Annotated in this window: 14 protein-coding genes; 6 read left to right on the forward strand and 8 right to left on the reverse strand. The window is 56.8% G+C overall.

Annotation, left to right across the window (positions count from 1 at the left end):
* Nucleotides 1-21: 21 nt before the first annotated feature.
* Together H7849_RS08385 and H7849_RS08390 are read right to left on the reverse strand one after the other, a co-directional pair.
* Nucleotides 22-2658: an ABC transporter permease gene (locus H7849_RS08385; protein WP_186745644.1), complete on the reverse strand. Its 2637-nt coding sequence runs from the start codon at nucleotides 2656-2658 to the stop codon at nucleotides 22-24.
* 7 nt (nucleotides 2659-2665) lie between these two features.
* Complete coding sequence (locus tag H7849_RS08390) at nucleotides 2666-2995, reverse strand: PadR family transcriptional regulator (RefSeq protein ID WP_186745645.1); 330 nt, start codon at nucleotides 2993-2995, stop codon at nucleotides 2666-2668.
* A gap of 360 nt (nucleotides 2996-3355) precedes the next feature.
* On the opposite strand from H7849_RS08390, the gene smc reads away from it, so the two are divergent.
* The 6 genes from smc to H7849_RS08420 all read left to right on the forward strand — a co-directional run bounded on the left by smc (nucleotide 3356) and on the right by H7849_RS08420 (nucleotide 11993).
* Nucleotides 3356-7210 (forward strand): chromosome segregation protein SMC, encoded by a 3855-nt coding sequence (gene smc / locus H7849_RS08395; RefSeq protein WP_186745647.1) that lies wholly within the window; start codon nucleotides 3356-3358, stop codon nucleotides 7208-7210.
* A 224-nt stretch (nucleotides 7211-7434) separates the two neighbouring features.
* Nucleotides 7435-8328 carry a phosphoribosylaminoimidazolesuccinocarboxamide synthase gene (locus tag H7849_RS08400; protein ID WP_186745649.1) on the forward strand — a complete coding sequence of 298 codons (894 nt, stop codon included), beginning with the start codon at nucleotides 7435-7437 and terminating at the stop codon, nucleotides 8326-8328.
* 24 nt (nucleotides 8329-8352) lie between these two features.
* Entirely contained in the window at nucleotides 8353-8946 is a 594-nt protein-coding gene (locus H7849_RS08405) for a CvpA family protein (protein WP_186745651.1), read from the forward strand.
* 13 nt (nucleotides 8947-8959) lie between these two features.
* Complete coding sequence (locus H7849_RS08410) at nucleotides 8960-9238, forward strand: helix-turn-helix domain-containing protein (RefSeq protein ID WP_186745653.1); 279 nt, start codon at nucleotides 8960-8962, stop codon at nucleotides 9236-9238.
* Between the two features lie 89 nt (nucleotides 9239-9327).
* On the forward strand, nucleotides 9328-10092 hold the full coding sequence (locus H7849_RS08415; RefSeq protein ID WP_251106697.1) for an HAD family hydrolase: 765 nt from the start codon (nucleotides 9328-9330) through the stop codon (nucleotides 10090-10092).
* On the forward strand, nucleotides 10089-11993 hold the full coding sequence (locus H7849_RS08420; protein ID WP_186745655.1) for a type II secretion system protein GspD: 1905 nt from the start codon (nucleotides 10089-10091) through the stop codon (nucleotides 11991-11993). The genes H7849_RS08415 and H7849_RS08420 overlap by 4 nt, the downstream gene beginning before the upstream one ends.
* Nucleotides 11994-12038: 45 nt before the next feature.
* On the opposite strand, the gene H7849_RS08425 is transcribed toward H7849_RS08420, so the two are convergent.
* From H7849_RS08425 to H7849_RS08450, 6 genes are all read right to left on the reverse strand, one after another.
* Nucleotides 12039-13022 (reverse strand): DsbA family protein, encoded by a 984-nt coding sequence (locus H7849_RS08425; RefSeq protein WP_186745657.1) that lies wholly within the window; start codon nucleotides 13020-13022, stop codon nucleotides 12039-12041.
* Between the two features lie 66 nt (nucleotides 13023-13088).
* Nucleotides 13089-14735, reverse strand: a complete 1647-nt coding sequence (locus H7849_RS08430; RefSeq protein ID WP_186745659.1) for an NAD+ synthase — start codon at nucleotides 14733-14735, stop codon at nucleotides 13089-13091.
* An 18-nt stretch (nucleotides 14736-14753) separates the two neighbouring features.
* Entirely contained in the window at nucleotides 14754-15209 is a 456-nt protein-coding gene (locus H7849_RS08435; protein ID WP_186745661.1) for a lipocalin-like domain-containing protein, read from the reverse strand.
* Nucleotides 15210-15211: 2 nt separating this feature from the next.
* Nucleotides 15212-16015 (reverse strand): ABC transporter ATP-binding protein, encoded by an 804-nt coding sequence (locus tag H7849_RS08440; RefSeq protein ID WP_251106698.1) that lies wholly within the window; start codon nucleotides 16013-16015, stop codon nucleotides 15212-15214.
* 19 nt (nucleotides 16016-16034) lie between these two features.
* Entirely contained in the window at nucleotides 16035-16634 is a 600-nt protein-coding gene (mobA, locus tag H7849_RS08445) for a molybdenum cofactor guanylyltransferase (RefSeq protein WP_186745662.1), read from the reverse strand.
* Nucleotides 16631-18001, reverse strand: a complete 1371-nt coding sequence (locus tag H7849_RS08450) for a dipeptidase (protein ID WP_186745664.1) — start codon at nucleotides 17999-18001, stop codon at nucleotides 16631-16633. The genes mobA and H7849_RS08450 overlap by 4 nt, the downstream gene beginning before the upstream one ends.
* Nucleotides 18002-18109: the final 108 nt, after the last annotated feature.

The raw sequence follows: 18109 nt of genomic DNA on the forward strand, positions 1-18109 counted from the left end.
CTGACCTCCTATGCATAACCATCACTCATTCCGCAACGCTTCTACGGGATTTACCGACGCCGCAGCCAACGCGGGCCGCAGGGTTGCCAGCACCACAGGGATGAGCAGGAGCGCCACCGATCCCAGATAAACAAGCAGGTTGTTCGGCTCAACCCCGTACAGTTGACTTCGCAAAAGGCGTGTAAGCAGAAACGCACACACGATCCCGCCCAACAGGCCGACCAGTGCCGAGTGCAAAACATGTCGCATGAAATGGCGCAAAATCTTGCCGCGCGTCGCGCCCAGAGCCATGCGTACACCAATTTCCTGCGTCCGCTGCGCCACGGAGTATGCAACCACACCGTAAATACCGACACAGGCAAGCGCCAATGCAATGACAGCGAAAAGGGCCACCATCGCCATGTTCAGACGTGGCTGTGCCACAGCTTTGTCCAGCAGGCTATCCATCGTGCTCACATTGGCTATCGCCTGCTGCGCATCCACCTGATGCACCTGTTCGCGGATCGCCTTGATCAGTTGCTCCGGCGGTACATGGGAGCGGACCACAAAGGACCTCACCACCACTCCATGATCGCCATCCGCGGGAAAATACACTTCGGGCCCCACAGTCTTCGCAATAGACCCCGCAGTTCCGCGAACGTCGCTCATCACTCCGACGATCTCGAACGCATCCTTGCCGATCATTAAGTGCCTGCCGATCGGGTTCCCGTTCGGCAAATACTGTCGTACCAGCTGTTGATTGATCATGATCGGGGTAACCTTGGCCTCCGCATCGCTCGCAGTAAGAGCCCGTCCAGCCAGCAGTGGAGTGCCCATCGCCCCGAGATAACTGCCGGCTATATGCCTATCCTCGGCGCTGATCGCTGGTTTGTTGGCGATGCGCGGCAGCCAGTCCGCATCGAAATTGCTGCGCAGATGCCAGTCGACTGTCGGCAGAGCATCAATCTGACCAACTGCGGCAACTCCCGGCAGCGATTCAATCCGTTGCTGCACATTCGCATAGAAATTGCGAACAACATCTTGTTTGCTGTCCCACGGCAGATTAATCGCGAACGTCAGCAGGTGGTCTGGTTCAAACCCCAGCGGAGACTTGACCAATCTCCAAAGCGATTCAGCCAGTAAACACGCTCCGACAAGCAGAACCAGGGACAAGCCGACCTGCACCGCGATAAATGCACTCCGCACCCCGTTCCCGGCTGCTCCCGCTAAACGCGATTCGTTCCGCTTCAGGCCGGTGCTCAAGTCGCCGTACACCCTCTTCAGCGCTGGCGCTAACCCAAATGCGATGCCGGTAACCACGGAAAGCGCAACTGCAAACCACACGATCGGCCAGTTCATCGCAATGGTCCCCGGCGTGCCCAGCCTGCCGGGCAATCTTGTTCCCGCAGTGCGCACCAGAGCGTACGTCGAAACCAGCCCGATGCAACCTCCAGCCAGCGACAGCAAAGTGCTTTCCGTGAGAAATTGCAGGCGGAGCCGCCATTCCGATGCGCCGAGAGCACGCCGCAGCACAACTTCCCTTTCTCGCGCGGTTGCCCGCGAAAGCAGGAGATTGGCAACATTCATACAGGCGATGAGCAGCAAGAAGCCGGAGGCAATCAACAGTACGAGAAGCGCGGGTCGCAGCTCGCCATACATATCGTCGCGCAGAGTTTCGCCGTGGAATTGCCACACGCCATCGGTATCCGGATGTTCATGCGCCAGTTGTTCGTCGATGCGTTGCAGATCGTTCTGCGCCAGCTGCATCGAAACACCCGGACGCAGGCGCGCGAACACATTGATGAAGCGAGTTCCCTCGCCCCGATACTTTCCCCAGTCTGCGGGATCAAAGTGCGCAGGACGCCAGAGTTCGATTCCGTTCGGCAAATGGAAGCTTGCCGGCATGACTCCAACCACCGTAGCCGTTTTCTGATCGAGCGATACCTGCCTGCCGATCACTCCCGGATCGCCGCCAAAATGTTGCTGCCAGAACGGATAGCTCAAAACGATGGCGTCAGGCACATTGGGCTGATCATCCTGGTCGTTGAAAGTCCGCCCCAACAATGGCTGCACGCCCAGGACATTCCAGAACTGGCCATCCGTCCCTACAGCCTTCATCGCCATAGGCAGTTGCCCTTCCGCAACCATCGTCGGGTGATCGAAATAGAAAAAGGAGACGGCGGCAAAAGACCGGCTGCGCGCCCGCAGGTCGAAAAATCTTGGGACAGCGACCAACCCCGCAGTGGATTGTCCCTGCAATCGCATATCCGCAATATGGAGAATACGGTCCGCCTCGGGGTAAGGTAAATTGCGCAGCAGCGTTGCGTAGACCAAAGTAAAGATGGTTGTAGTCGCCCCAATGCCGAGCGCCAAAGTCAGCACAACAGCAAGAGCGAAACCCGGCGCCTTCAGGAATTGACGCACCGCATAACGGCAATCGGAAAAGAAGCGTTCAAACCAGAATGCAACGGACTCATGGCTCTGCTCCCTGAGCCGCAAGTCATTGCCAAGGCCTCGTCTTGCGGCATGCCGCGCGGCTTCGAGCCCCATCCCGCGGGATCGAAATTCCTCTTCTACTTGATCCCGATGGAAGGACATCTCCTCTTCCAAATCGCGATGGAACTTCTCGCGCCTGGCGAAGAGCCACAACTTCCTGAAGAAGCGGCCGAATGATTCCATATCTTCCCTATGCGTCTTGCAGCACCCTGCCTATGGCCGCGATCATCAGCTCAAATTGCGAAAGCTCTTCGCCCAGCTGTTTGCGACCTGCCGGAGTCAGTGTGTAATAGCGCGCGCGGCGGTTGGTCTCCGTCTTTTTCCATTCCGCCTTTACCCACCCTTGCAGCAGCAACCGCTGCAAAGCCGGATACAGCGAACCTTCCTCAACCGTGAGCACATCGTCGGATATCCGCTTGATCGACTGCGCAATCCCATAGCCGTGCAGCGGCGCCCGCGTCAACGTTTTCAAAATCAGCATGTCCAGCGTTCCAGGAAGAAGTTCAGATTTCTTTGCCATGCGCTATCTATAGATTGTCTATGGATAGAAAGTCAAGGTAGGCATGAAGGGTATCTAAATGCACCAAAATGTGCACCTTATTGACCAGATTTTGGCTTGTTTTTGCCTGAATTCGGGTCTAGCATCGAAGTATCTGGCAGTATTCTCCGCGACGATCCGAACGACAGCTCAACCCTACGGGCAGACAGGCAGAGTCGCACTTTGCGACAATATCTGTCATAGGGTCCCATTTGTGGGATTTGGGACGCCTTATCCACAAGATGTTGGGGTGCGAGTGTTGATTCTGCCTTGCCTCAAGGCTAGAGTTTCAAATGACGAAGCCTTGTTCACCCTCCGGGAGTCAAAGGAGTTTAGATCCGCATGTTGAAGCTGAAGAAAATCCAGATTTTGGGCTTTAAGTCCTTTTGCGACCGTACGGAGGTCGTACTGCCCGGAGATGGCATCGCTGTCGTCGTGGGACCGAACGGCTGCGGCAAGTCCAACATTTTGGACGGCGTGACTTGGGTGCTGGGTGAACAGAGCGCCAAGAGTCTGCGTGGCGGCAAGATGGAAGACGTCATCTTTGCCGGAACCCGCGACCGCAAGCCGCTGGGCATGGCCGAAGTGTCGATCACGCTCATCGATCCCGACGCGTACGCCGGCGGACCACTCCTCGAAGAACCCGAGATTGTCATAGAGAACGAGTTCGAAAGCGACTGGGACGAAGAAAAGCTGCGCGAGCAGCGGGCTGCTGAAGTCGAAGAAATCATCGCCGAGTCGCAGCCTGGTCAGGTGATCGAAGGCGATGGCCCGGCGGAAGCACTGGCAGCCGAAGGCGACGCGAACACCGCGGCGGCCAACAACGTTGTTCTCAAGATCCGCCGCCGCAAGTTCCGCAAAACTCCGCAGCAGGGCGAGATCATCGTCACCCGCCGGCTTTTCCGTACCGGTGAGAGCGAATACCTGCTGAACGGTAAGCTGTGCCGTCTTCGCGATATTCAGGACATCTTTATGGGCACCGGTCTTGGGCCGGAGTCCTACGCGATCATTGGGCAGGAGCGCATCGGCCAGCTTCTCAGTTCCAAGCCGCACGACCGTCGCGCCATCATCGAGGAAGCAGCCGGCATCACGCGTTTCAAAACGAAGAAGCGGCTCGCCGAGCTGCGCCTCGAACAGGCAAAACAAAACCTTGCCCGCGTCAACGACATCTTTGAAGAAGTCACACGCCAGATAGCCTCCCTCAAGCGGCAGGCGGCAAAGGCTGAGCGTTACGCGGCCCTGCGCGACGAAATGCGCGCCCGCCTGCGCATCGTTCTGGCCAGCAAGATTTCGCAGATGGACGCCGAGCACGCGAGGTTTGAAGAGGAGATCACTTCCCTCACCCAGACGATCGACGAGCACAGCGCGCAGGTAGAGACACTCGACGCGGAGCACACAGCGGGCATGCAGCGCGGATACGAACTCGACGCTGCCGCCAAAGAGTCGTCGACACGCGCGAGCCAGAGCGCCGTCGAATTGGAACGCGCCACATCTCGCCAGAATGCAAATCTGGAGCGCATCGCCGAGTTGCAGGCGCGGGCCGCTGCCGCGACCACAGAGCTTGAACAGGCAAAGCAGCAATTCGAGGGCATGAAGAGCGAGCGCGAATCGAACCGCGCCTTCCTCGAAACGGCCGCTGCCGAAGCGCAAATCTTCCGCGAGCAGGCACAGGCCAAGCACCAGCAGGCACGCGATGCCGTACAGGCCGTCGCTGCTTCCGAACAGCGTACAGAAGCCGCGCGGCGTCAGGCCATGCAGCTGCTGCAACAGGTCGGCCAGTCTCGCAATCAGATGACGCAGGCCGAAGAGTCGCTGGCTGCCCTCGACCGCGACGCGCAACGCCTCGGCTCGGAAATGGAGTCGGTGAAGCGTGATCTTGAATCCCTGGGAGCAGAGCGCGGACAGGTCTCGATGAAGTTTGAGTCTGTCACGGAAACGCTGAAGCGTCTCGAATCCGAAATCTCTGACCTTCGCAATGAAATTGCCGCCAAGCGCACAGCGGAGATCGAAGCGAAGAAGCGTGGCGATCAGCTTCGCGCCGAGCATGCGACTCTCACTGGTCAGCGCAATTCACTCGACTCGCTCATCCGCGAGCACAGCTACTCGACCGACACGGTGCGCAAGCTCTTCCGCTCCAACTCGCTTGGCGGGGGCTTGGCGCCCGTTGGCACGCTTGCCGATTTTCTTGAAGTCACGGGCCAGCACGAAAATGTCGTCGACGAATTTCTACGCGACGAGCTGAACTACATCGTCGTAAAAAGCTGGGACGCGGCGCACGAAGGCATGCGCCTGCTCAAAACCGACGTCGACGGTCGCGCCACATTCCTGGTCCATCCGGAAGATGCGCAGGCAAAGTTTTCTTTCGCAGGCGAGGCGAATGGAAACCACTATGAACAGCAACAGGGCGTTGTGCCTCTCAAGAACTGCATTCGCGTGCTCGACGGCTTCGGCAAATCGCTCGAAGTGATTTTGCCCAAGCTGCGCGATGGCTACGTAACGCCGGACGGCGAGACGGCCCGCGGTCTCGCCCTGGAAAATCCGAACGCATTCTTCCTCGCGCCGTCGGGTGAATGCTTCCACAATGTCACCGTGACCGGAGGCAAGCCCAGTGCGGCGGGTCCGCTGGCCTTGAAGCGCGAACTGCGAGAGACGCAGCAGAAACTCGAGATCGTGGAAAAAGAGCTGGCGCAGGCTGACATTGCTGCCGCTTCCCTCTCGCGCGAACTTGGCGAACTAACGAGGCAGCTCGATGGAAAGACCGAGGAACGTCGCAATGCCGAGCGTGAAAGCGCCAACCAGAGCGCGGCCCTTCGGCAAATGGATTCCGAGGTACAGCGCCTCGAACGCCGCCTCCAGGAATGGAATCTGCAAAGCGAGCGCAACAAGGATCAGCGAAACGCCAAGCAGAGCTTGATCGAAGAGAAGCGCGAACAGATTGAGCGGCAGGAAGCCGAACACGCGACTGCGGAGAAATCGCTCGAAGAGTTGCAACGCCAGGTAGAAGACCTGCGACACATGCGCGAGGCCGCGCAGCAGGAAGCGGCGCAGATGTCCGCCGAACTAGCCGGCCTCGAAGAGCGGCGGCGCGGTGCGGAAGCGGCCTTTGCTCGCATTGACCGCATGCACGGCGACTTGGAGCGCCGTGTAGCGCAGCTTGAACAACAGCTCTCCACCGCCAAAGCCGAACAGCAGCAACGCGCGCAGGAAAATGAGCACCTTGCCGTTCAGCGTGAAGAGTTGGCGCTGGTCTGCGATCAAGCCCAGCAGGAAGTAGCGCGCTTGAGTGAAGAAGCAAAGATACTGCGCGCCAGTCTCGCCGAAACCGAGCAAAAGCTGAAGACGCTGCGTTCAGAGACCGATTCATTGCGCGAAACCCGCAGCCAGCACAGTGCGAGCGATGCTACCCTCACCGCCGACCTCAAGCACCTGGAAGAAACCTGCCTGAATGATCTGGGTATTGAGGCCGGTGCTCTGCGCGAAGATACTGACATCGCCCGCATCGAAGGTGAGGCGCTGGCAACAGAAGACGAGACCTGCCGCGGATTCAAGCAGAAGCTCGAATCTATGGGTCCTGTGAACATGATGGCGCTCGAAGAATTCAAGGAAACCGAACAACGTCATCAATTCCTGGAAACACAGCGCAAGGATCTTCTGGACTCGATTGAAAACACGCAGGCAACGATCAAGGAAATCGACGAGATTTCGCGCACGAAGTTCGACGAAGCATTCGTTCGCATCAACGAGAACTTCAGCGTCACCTTCGCCAGACTGTTCGGTGGTGGACAGGCCTTCATGCGGCTCACCGATGAAGAGAACACAGCCGACAGCGGCGTCGATATCGTGGCCCAGCCGCCGGGCAAGAAGCTGCAGAATGTCTTCCTGCTCTCCGGTGGTGAAAAAGCACTGACTGCGCTGTCGCTGCTGATGGGCATCTTCCAGTACCAGCCGAGCCCTTTCTGCGTTCTCGACGAAGTGGATGCGCCACTTGACGAGACCAACGTAGGCCGCCTTGCCGATATGCTGCACAGCATGGCAACCGACACGCAGTTCGTCATGGTGACGCACTCGAAGCGCATGATGACCGCTGCCGATTTGATCTACGGCGTTACCATGCAGGAGCCAGGTGTATCGAAGGTGGTGAGCGTTCGCATGGGTGGTCAGGAACAGGCACGGGAGCCACGCCGGGCCACGGCTTAAGCACGCGATTGTCTTCGCATCGGGGAAACGATAGATGCCAATAACTATTTGTTTCCCCGTTAGCAATTTTTCTCTGAATCCGATTCTTCTCTATTGACAGCGATGCAGCGTCCGTGACAGGACGTTACATCGTTACATTATTTGTACCCCTCGGATGCGTTGACAAACTTTTCCGGTGGAAGCAGAATCAACTTTCAGCTTCTCTACGAAAGGTATTATCCCCTTTGCCAGCTCTTCTCGAAACCGAAATCGGCGATCTCGTTTTGCATGCGCGCGGCAAGGTGCGCGACTTATATTCGGTCGGCGAGTTTCTACTTCTAGTGGCAACCGACCGCATCTCCGCGTTCGATCACGTGCTGGCAACAGGAATTCCCGGCAAAGGGAAAGTCCTGACGCAGATTTCTCTCTTTTGGTTCGATTTCTTAAAGGACATCGTGCCGAACCACCTGGTCACTGCGGATGTCGGCGAGTATCCCGAGGAACTCCGCGCTTACGACGATGAGCTGCGCGATCGCTCCATGCTGGTCAAGCGCGCGCAGATGTTCCCGGTCGAGTGTGTTGTGCGCGGATATCTCTCCGGATCAGGCTGGAAGGATTATCAGGCGACAGGCGCGGTATGCGGCATTCCTTTGCCATCCGGGCTGCGCGAATCGGACAAACTCCCTGAGCCGATTTTTACTCCGGCAACAAAGAGCCTGCACGGCAAGCATGACGAAAATATTTCATTCGATCAGATGATTGCGCTCGTGGGTGCGAAAACTGCGCAGGCGCTGCGCCATTTAAGTCTTGCCATTTATCAAAAAGCGTCTGATCATGCGGAGAGCTGCGGGCTGATTCTTGCTGACACAAAATTCGAGTTTGGAACCACGGCAGAAGGCATCATACTTGCGGACGAAGTATTGACTCCTGATTCGTCGCGCTTCTGGCCCCGTGGTCAATATGCGCCAGGCGGCGCGCAGCCGTCGTTCGATAAACAATTTGTGCGTGATTATCTTGAGAGCATTTGCTGGAACAAGCAGGCGCCGGCGCCCGGCCTGCCCGATGACGTCGTAAAGAAGACGCAGGAAAAATATCTCCAGGCATACGAACTGCTCACTGGAAAATCGCTGTCACTGTAAGAAGTACGAGGTACGGGACCGGGCATGGCACTGATAGATTGGGCGATAGTCATTATCCTGATCGTCTCTGTACTGAGCGCGGCGAAACATGGATTTTTTGTAGAAGCGTTCTCGCTGGCAGGCGTTATTCTCGGATTGCTCCTTGCCTGTTGGAACTATCAGAAGATTCTCCCGTGGATGAATGGTTGGGTTCATTCCCCGGGAGTAGCCGAAGCGATCGCATTTGTTGCTATTGCAATTGCGGTCATGGTGATTGCAGGACTTGCAGGCCGCCTGATTCGCTGGTCTGTTCGGTCGATCGGGCTGGGATGGGCTGACCGTTTTGTCGGCGCCATTTTCGGCTTGCTGAAGGGATGCGTACTGGTAACGCTGGGCGTAATGGCAATTGCAGCGTTCCTGCCGCAGGCTACTTGGCTTGAGCGATCGAGAATCGCGCCATACTTTTTGTCGGTGGCGCATAAAGCTTCTGTAGTAACTCCCGCTCAACTGGGTGAGCGAATACGGGAGGGTGTAAAAATGATTCGCGACGCACAACCGGACTGGCTAAAGCCGAACGCGGCGATTCATTCTGGGCCCTTGCAACAGAACCAAAAGAAGCCGGGAACATACCCGGCATGAGAGAGAGGTTTTTGTGAAACGCGAACTGGAAACCCTTGTAGCAGCAATGCATACGGGCGGTATTACCTATGATGAAGCTGTGCGCGAATTCAAGCGCCGTTACCTGCTGGTCGTTCTGGCGCACAACAAGGGAAACCAGTGTAAGGCCGCCAAGGAACTTGGCGTTCATCGCAATACCCTCAGCCGCATCATCGCCGAGCTGGAGATCGATCCAGCCCAGGTCCGCAATGGGCTCAAGCGCCCGCCGCATAGCGAGCGTCCTGTATTTGAGATAAAGCAGGCCGTCCGCTAAAGCCGTGTCTTCGGGCATCTAGACACTCGCAGAAGCCATGGTCTCTGCTTTACTCTTAAAAGAGAGACCATGGAAAGGCGAGCGAGTCGGTGAGCTCCACCACAATCGATACAGTTCTGGCACAAGCAGCGGCGGGTCCCCCCAGCATTTACATTCAGGAAGGGTTTCTCTGGAACCAGCAGGATGCCTATCTCTTTGACATTGACGGCACCCTCCTGCGCAGCCGCGACCGCATTCATTACGAGTCGTTCTTCGAGAGCGTCCGTGCCGTCATGGGCCACGAGCTTGTGCTTGATGGGGTAACCCTCAGCGGCAATACCGATCCCGGCATCCTCTACGATGCCTTCCGTCTCGCCGAGTTGGATCCGGAACACTGGCAGCCGATGCTCGCAGACGTTCTGGAGCATATGCGCACCACGGTTGCAGCCCAGCGCGCCCAGATGAACCTGCAGAAGATGCCCGGTGTCGATGAGATGCTCGCCTATCTGCACAGCAAGGGCGCAGCACTCGGCATCGGGACTGGCAATCTCGAGTCGATTGGTTGGCTCAAGCTGGAGGTGCTGGGCGTACGCCATTGGTTCACCTTCGGCGGCTTCGCCGACAACTTCCCTGTTCGCGCGGATATGATTGCCGATGCCGCGAAGCAGGCGCGCAATCTCAAGGGCGCGGACGCAACCGTGTGCGTGGTCGGGGACACGCCTTTCGACATCAAGGCGGCAAAGGCGAATCAATTGCCCACAATTGCTGTCGCTACCGGACACTACTCCTTCGAAGAACTCATGCAGCATCAGCCCGAGGTCTGTGTCAGCACCCTGGCCGCGCTGCAGGCTCAGGCGGTTAAGACAACGCTATGAAGTTCCGCCGCAGCATTGTTTTGTTCATAGGCGCGACACTTGTGCTCGTTGCCTCACACTCCCGCGCACAGACACCCAAGACTGCCACGGATGCGCAGGCACCAACGGCTGCCGCGGAAAAGACGGTTTCCGAACACGACAAGAACGAAGCCTCAAAGGCGTTTGTGGAAGGGGCAAAGGCCATCAAGAAAGACGATCTCCGTGAAGCGGAAAAACAATTTGCGCGCGCTGCGGAGCTCGACCCCGGCAATACGAATTATTCCACCGCACTGACGATCGCACGGGAGCACCTACTCACTCAGCTTGTCCAGGACGCGAGCAAAGCCCGCCTGGCCGGACATGATGACAACGCGCGAGCACTCCTTGCGGAAGCCTATCTCATCGACCCGAACAACGGCATCGTAAAGCAACACATCGACGACCTCGCGCGTGATACGCAATCAGAGGACGCAGTTCTGTTGCCGTCCGCTGAAGAAGCGGCTCCGCCCGTACAACTCGCACCAACCGCGGGCCGGCAGAGCATTCATATACGCAGCGCCGCCAACGAAGTGTTGCGCCAGGTGCTGACCGCCTTCGGCATTACGCCCACGATTGATTCTTCTGTAAAAAATAAAATCGTTCACTTCGACGCCGATGACGTTGACTTTGCGCAGGCGGCGATGATGCTCAAGCTGACCACGGACACATTTTTCGTGCCGCTGGATGAAAAGCGCGTTCTCGTTGCGCTGGATACAAAGGACAATCGCGCCAAATTCGAGCGCGAAGTGTTGGAGACGGTCTATCTTCCCGGCCTGACAGCGACCGAGATGAGCGACATGGCAAACATTGCCCGCAATGTATTTGAGGCGCAGCAGGCTTCCATTCGCGCGGACGCGCACACCCTCACCATCCGCGCGCCTCAGGCCCGCGTCACGGCCTTGAACCGCACGCTCGTCGATCTGCTCGATGGCCGCAGCCAGGTTCTGCTCAATTTGCGCCTCTTTCAAGTGGCTCGCACGCGCATGACGAATATCGGCGTACAGCTTCCCCAAGGGACGACGATCTTCAACGTGCCTACCGAAGTCAATCAGATCATTCAAGCCAATGAGAGCGCGGCGCAGCAGGTCGTTGCCCAAGGTCTCGCTCCTGCCGGAGATGATATTGCCATCGTCGCTGTTCTTATAGCGACTGGAGTGGTCTCCGGTACCGTCTTCAATCAGCCGTTTGCTCTCTTCGGTGGCGGAATTACCCAAAGTGGTTTGACGTTGAACCAGGGCGTAACCGCAAATCTCGCTCTCAATTCATCGGATGCGCGCGTCCTCGACCAGGTACAACTGCGTATTCAGGACCAGGAAGACGCCACGCTTCGCAGCGGCACCCGCTATCCCATCATTACCTCTACCTATTCCAATCTTACTGGAACAGCTCTCGCCATCCCCGGTGTATCGCAGGCAGGAGTGTCCAGCGCGCTCCAGAATCTGGGCGTCAACACGGCCGCATTGCAGAGTTCAGCAGCCCAGACGATCCCGCAGGTGCAGTACGAGGACCTGGGGCTGACGCTGAAGGCAACGCCTCACATTCAGCAGAACAAAGATGTAGCGCTTAAGGTCGATCTGAAGATTGAATCGCTGACCGGTCAAACGCTTAACGGCAACCCGATTCTTACCAGTCAGGAGTACACGGGCAATGTAACGCTTCTGCAAGGTGAGAGCGCGATGGTGGTCACCAATCTGACACGTCAACAGAGCGCCGCCGTCAGCGGAATCCCCGGACTCAGCGAGCTACCTGGTTTTCAATCGACGACCAACAAGAACAACGATGTGGACGTTTCAAAGCTGGTAATTCTGATCACTCCGCAGATCGTGCGCCTGAGTCATACGAAGCCAGCCAGCAATCTCGTGATGCTGCCCGTTCATCCTTAGGGAATCTGGCCCGGCGTCTTTTGAGAAGACAACCGGGCCAGCGCGTTACTTATCTTCTTTCGACTGGAAGGCAACAATTTTCTGCAGCGTTTCGTACGGCGCTGCGCCCATCGGAATCCCTCGACCATTCACAAACAGAGTCGGTGTCTCATTCACATTGAGCGTCTGCGCCAGCTTGATCGAAGCTTCGACGGTTGCCTTTGCTTCCGGCATCAGGGCACAGGATGCCACTTTAGTGGCATCCACACCTGCCTTGGTGGCTGCATCGTTCAACGTGCTGTCCGATGTTTGTGGCGTTAGCGCTTCCTGATTCTGAAATACAAGATCGGAAAACTTGAAGAAAGCCTCGTTGCCATTCAGCTTTGCCACGCACACGCTATACAGTGCGGCCTTCATCGCCTCTGTATGAATCGACGTCAACGGAAGGTTCTGAAACACGAAGTGCGCATTTGGGAAGGCCTGCAACAGCTTCTCCACCGTGGGCTGAACGGCCTTGCAATGCGGGCATTGAAAATCAGCAAACTCGACGAGCAGCAAGTCCTTTGAGGCAGCGCCGCGCGAGGGTCCATTCGCCTCTGTCTGCAATATCTTGTGCGCTGCATCAAACGGGCGCGCACCGAATGGCATCACCTCAGACGAAATCAGATGCTGGCCATCCGGGGTCGTAAAGAACTGTAGCGTCCCAATCTGCGGATTGGTCTTCTGCGCCGCCAGCACTGTGACCTTGCTCACCCCCGGTGCCGCCGTCTTCTGGATTGCCTGGATCTGCCACACACGTTCAGGATCGTAGCCCCAGAACTCATGCAGGAATGCGTTCACCGTGTCTTTGCTCGGCGTATCGGACGTAAAGTTCGCGAGATCAACGGGAGGAAACTGCGGCGGTCCCGTTGGCGCGGGAGCAGCAGTAGCAGCGGGAGCGCTGGGTGCTGAGGGCACTTCCTCAGTGGTCTGCCCATGCAGCAGCGGCGCCACCATGCCAGTGAGAGCAATCGCAAAAAGAGCATTGCGAAGAGAAACAGAAAATTGCATTGAATTCCTTTCTGCCGAAGCAGGGGGTCTTTATCGAGCCCGGAGCCTGTTATTAAGTTAACAGGCTCAGACCTGAACTTTTACAGCAATGGGGAAACGGCGGCCTGGCCCGAAGGCTTTCTTCGTTACCTTAAGCACTGGCGCCGCCTGCTGACGCTTGTACTCGCTGCGCTCTACCAGTTTGAGGACTTTGCGCACGAGTTGTAAATCCACATGCTGTTTCGTCGCGATCTCTTCCGGCGTCTCATAGCGTTCAATGTAGGCCTCAAGAATCGGATCCAGCAGCTCATACGGTGGCAGCGAATCCGTATCCTTTTGCCCTGGCCGCAACTCCGCTGAGGGCGGTTTGTGCAAGATGGCCAGGGGAATCCGCTCACTGTCGCGATTCACAAAACGGCACAAATCATAGACACGCGTCTTCATCAGATCGCCAATCACAGCGAGTGCTCCGACCATATCGCCGTAAAGCGTGCAATAGCCCACAGACATCTCTGACTTGTTGCCGGTCGTAAGCACCAGCGCGTTTACCTTATTCGACAGAGCCATCAGCAGGTTGCCGCGAATCCGCGACTGGATATTCTCTTCCGTGATGTCCGGCTGAAGGCCCGCGAAAAGAGGTTCAAGGGCTTTGCCATATTCCGAAAAAAGATCGCTGATCGGAATGAGTTCAAATCGAATGCCGAGATTCTCAGCCAGCCTGCGGCTATCTTCCACCGAGCCAGTCGAAGAATACGGGCTTGGCATGCCGATACCCGTCACGTTCTCTTTGCCCAGCGCATCTACCGCGACCGCCGCCACCAAAGCCGAATCGATGCCGCCGCTCAGTCCCACCAGTACCTTTGAAAAGCCGCACTTCCGAACATAATCGCGCGTTCCCAGCACGAGAGCTTTGTAAACCGCTTCATCTATGTTGTCGGTCTGCCAGTGCATGTCGCCGCTGCGGGCCCCGATATCGCAAAAGATCAGGTCCTCCTCAAATGACTTTGCTTGAGCGATCACCGTCCCGTCTGCCGCGATCACCAGGCTCGACCCGTCGAAGATCAGGCTGTCATTCCCGCCGACCTGATTGACCATCACCACCGGAGCACAATGGTGGCGCGCAATCGCAGCCAGCATCTCACGTCGCGTCTTGCGCTTTCCGCGCCAGTAAGGCGATGCGGCAATGTTCAAAATGATCTCTCCACCTTCACGCATCAGTTCTTCCACGGGATCGACACTATGCAGTCGCTTCTGCCAGAAATTCTTGTCGTTCCACGTATCTTCACAGATCGTGAGCGCAACTCGTTTGCCACTGAAGTGACACAGATGCTGCTTCTCTGACGGCGCAAAATATCGCTGATCGTCAAATACATCGTAGAACGGCAGCAGCATCTTCGACTGCACGAAGGCCACTTCCCCTCCGCGCACCAGCGCAGCCGAATTCATCACGCGCTTTCCGGTGCTTGCGTGAGCTGGAGTAACGTAGCCAACAATGCTTGCGATTGTCAGTTCCGCAGTGGCTTCCGCGATCTCGGTCATCGCTTCTTCCGATCGCGCAACAAAGGATGGTTTGTCGAGAAAATCTGCGGGTGGATAGCCGCATACGGCGAGTTCGGGAAACAGAACCAGGTCAGCGCCGCCTTCATGCGCTTTCCGCGTGAAATCGAGAATCCTTTCTACGTTGCCGGTGAAATCGCCGATGGTGGGATTGATCTGAGCGAGCGCAATCTTCACTCTTTTAGTGTAACAACCTTATTTCGTTACCTTCTCCCATGTGAGCTGCACCGCCACGACACCTTCACCGGATGGAATGGGTGGAGTGCGCAGAATCAGCGTATTTCCTACGCGTTTATGATGACGCACCTGCGCTGTGCCAAGCCAGTTGGTAAAAAGGCTTACCTCTACATGGTGTGTAACGGTGTCGCCTTCAACTGTGTAGGGCCCGGCGTAGGCAATATAATCGCGCTTCCGCCGCGTCTTCTGGTTCTCGGTAGTCTCCACGTTGTGCCGACGGCTCGCCGGGCTGAGGTTGGCGCTCATATAACCTTCCGCCGAGTAAAGCAAATAGCCGACCACGTGATCGCCCCACGGCTTCTCAACCGTTCCATCTTCATGCAGGAACGAATAGTCGACCAGCTTCCAGGTGCCGACAAATTCGCCGCCCGCGGTCTGCGATGCTCCTGCTTTCATCTCTTTTGTAGCTGACATAGTTACGCTTCCGGAAGTATCAGCGCATCCAGTTCCAGGAATTGCTGCACCACTTCATCGTCGCACTTCTCCATTTCTTCCATCGTTCCAAAGAAGTGCGCCTTAGCCTGGTGCAGAAAGAGTACCCGATCAGCCAGCTTCTTGGCGAAGCGCATGTCGTGCGTCACCACTATGCTGGTCAGGTGAAGCTGGTGCTTCAACTTTTGAATCAGATTCCCAAGCAGCCTCGCGATCAATGGATCGACCATCGTCGTCGGCTCATCATAAAGAATCGCCTCCGGCTGCGCTGAAAGAGCACGCGCGATGGCCACAGAACGCTTCATTCCAGTCGAAAGGTCCGACGGCAGAAGCTCCTTCATCGCTGCCACGCCAACCATCTCAAGCAGGCCGTTTACAATCTGCTGAATCTGGTCCTCCATCAATTCGCCGCGCTCACGCAGAGGAAACGCCACATTTTCGCCGACACTCAAAGAATCAAAGAGAGCCCCATTCTGAAAAACCATGGTGACCTTACGGCGGATCGCCTGCATCTGTTCTTCCGTAAATCCGCAGATGTTCTCACCCGCCACAAGTATCTGTCCCGTGTCCGGCTTAAGAAAGCCCATAATCTGCTGCAGCGAAACGGACTTGCCCACGCCGCTGCGTCCAAGAATGCAGAGTGTTTCGCCAGGAAAGACATAGAAGCTTACTTCATCCAACACGACCAGGTCGCCAAACGACTTTGAGACCTTATCGAACGCAATATAGGGCTCGTGCTTTGGAGCCGTGCTGCTTTTTTCTTCGACCACGACGACAGGGACGCTCAAACCGTGGATCTCCTTTCCATCAGCTTACCAGCGCCAGTTCCGCGGGTGTGTTCAGATTCTGAAACCACCGCCGCAACGGTGGGTCCAGCGGCCAGTCGTCCCGCGTCGCAGCAACGGCTTCCACGCTGAAAAGATCTACCTCGCTTGGGCGAACGGCATTCTCAACAGCATGCATCACTTTGTAGTTTCCCGATGCCAGCGACTCGCGAATTCCCGCCAGCAGGTCGCGGCAGTAGATAGCACACAGCGGTTCCGGGCCGCCTCCCCATGTTGGCATCGTTGCATCTGCACCCGAGATCTCAGCGCGTTGCAGAAGATAGCGGAGAAACGCCGCTGGCAGCAGCGGCAAGTCAACTGGTAGAAAGAGATTCAGCTCGCTGCTGCTCGCTGCCAGCGCTGCCTCAATTCCACCAAGAGGACCGCAACCTGGATGCAGGTCCTCGATAACAGGAGCATAAGCAGCGAGGTCAGGCCGCGCGCCAACAATATGAGGTTCAACCCCGGCCATCTTCAGCAAATCAACAGCGTGCGCAATCAGTGGACGCCCAGCATAAGGCAGGAGAGCCTTGTCCCTTCCCATGCGAGTACTGCGCCCGCCAGCTAGAACGAATCCGTTCACTTCCCCAACTCTTCAAAGAAAGTAATGATCGATTCGATGCCGCGATAGAAATTCGCCAGATGAAATTTCTCGTTCGGCGCATGCAGATTGTCATCCGGCAGACCGAAGCCCATCATCACCGTGGGAATCTTCAGGTGGCGCTCAAAATCGCCAACAATCGGAATCGACCCGCCCGACCGGATGAAGACAGTGTCTTTGTTCCAGACCTGTTTCAGTGCTTTTGTCGCCGCCTTGATATAAGGATTATCGGTACCGATCACGATCGCGTCACCCGAGTGAATGAGGCGCACGTCGAGTTCCACGCCCGCTGGCTTGATCGATTCAACATAGCTCTTGTACTGCTGAAACGCTTCCTTCGGCGTCATGTCCGGCACCAGCCGCATCGACACCTTGGCTACGGCCTTCGCCGGAATGACCGTCTTCGCGCCTGCTCCGATAAAACCGCCGGGCATTCCGTGCACGTCGAGTGTTGGCCGTGCCCATGTGCGCTCAATCACCGAATATCCTGGCTCTCCCGTCAGTTGCACCGAGCCAACTTCATTGAGGCGATAGTGTTCCTCATCGAAGGGCAGACTCTTCCACGCCTTCAACTCATCTTTACTCGGAGCCTGCACCTTGTCATAAAAGCCCGGAATCAGGATTCGCCCATCCTTGTCCTTAAGCTGTGCGATGATTTGCGCCAGCGCAACGAATGGATTCGGCGCCGCGCCGCCATACATACCCGAGTGCACATCGTTCTTCGCGCCGCGCGCTTCAATCTCGGTATAGATCATGCCGCGAAGCCCCACACAAAGCGTCGGCAACTCGGGCGCAAACATCTCTGTGTCGGACACGAGTGCGAAATCAGCCTTCAACTGCTCCGGATGCTCACGCACGAACTTCGCAATCGACTCCCCGCCAACTTCCTCTTCCCCTTCAAGAATCACGCGGACATTCAACGGCAACTTGCCCGTATGTGCTTTAAAGAGTGATTCGAGAGCCTTCACCTGCATGTACATCTGGCCTTTATCATCCACCGCGCCACGTGCAAACAGATTGCCGTTCCGCTCCGTCGGCTCAAATGGAGGCGTCAACCATTCATCGAGCGGATCCGGAGGCTGCACATCGTAGTGGCCGTAGCAAAGGCACGTTGGCTTGCCGGCGGCATGCAGCCAGTCGGCATACACCAGTGGATGCCCCGAGCCCTCAATCAGGCGCACATTCTCCATTCCAATCCGCTTCAACTCCGCCACCAGAACCTCAGCAGCACGGCGCACATCGCCCTTGTGCTCCGGCAGCGTAGAAACAGACGGAATCCTCAACAGCGCCTTCAACTCATCCAGAAAGCGCGGATACTCTCCGCGCGCAAATTCAACCGCAGTCGGCATCGTTTCTCCCCAAGTAAGGAACATCCCAGTGTATCTCTCAGGGACAACAGCCGTAGCGTATCTGAATCTTTAGCGGTCCATGTTGCATCAGTCACCCACAGGTGCAAC

Source organism: Alloacidobacterium dinghuense, assembly GCF_014274465.1.
Taxonomy (GTDB): domain Bacteria; phylum Acidobacteriota; class Terriglobia; order Terriglobales; family Acidobacteriaceae; genus Alloacidobacterium; species Alloacidobacterium dinghuense.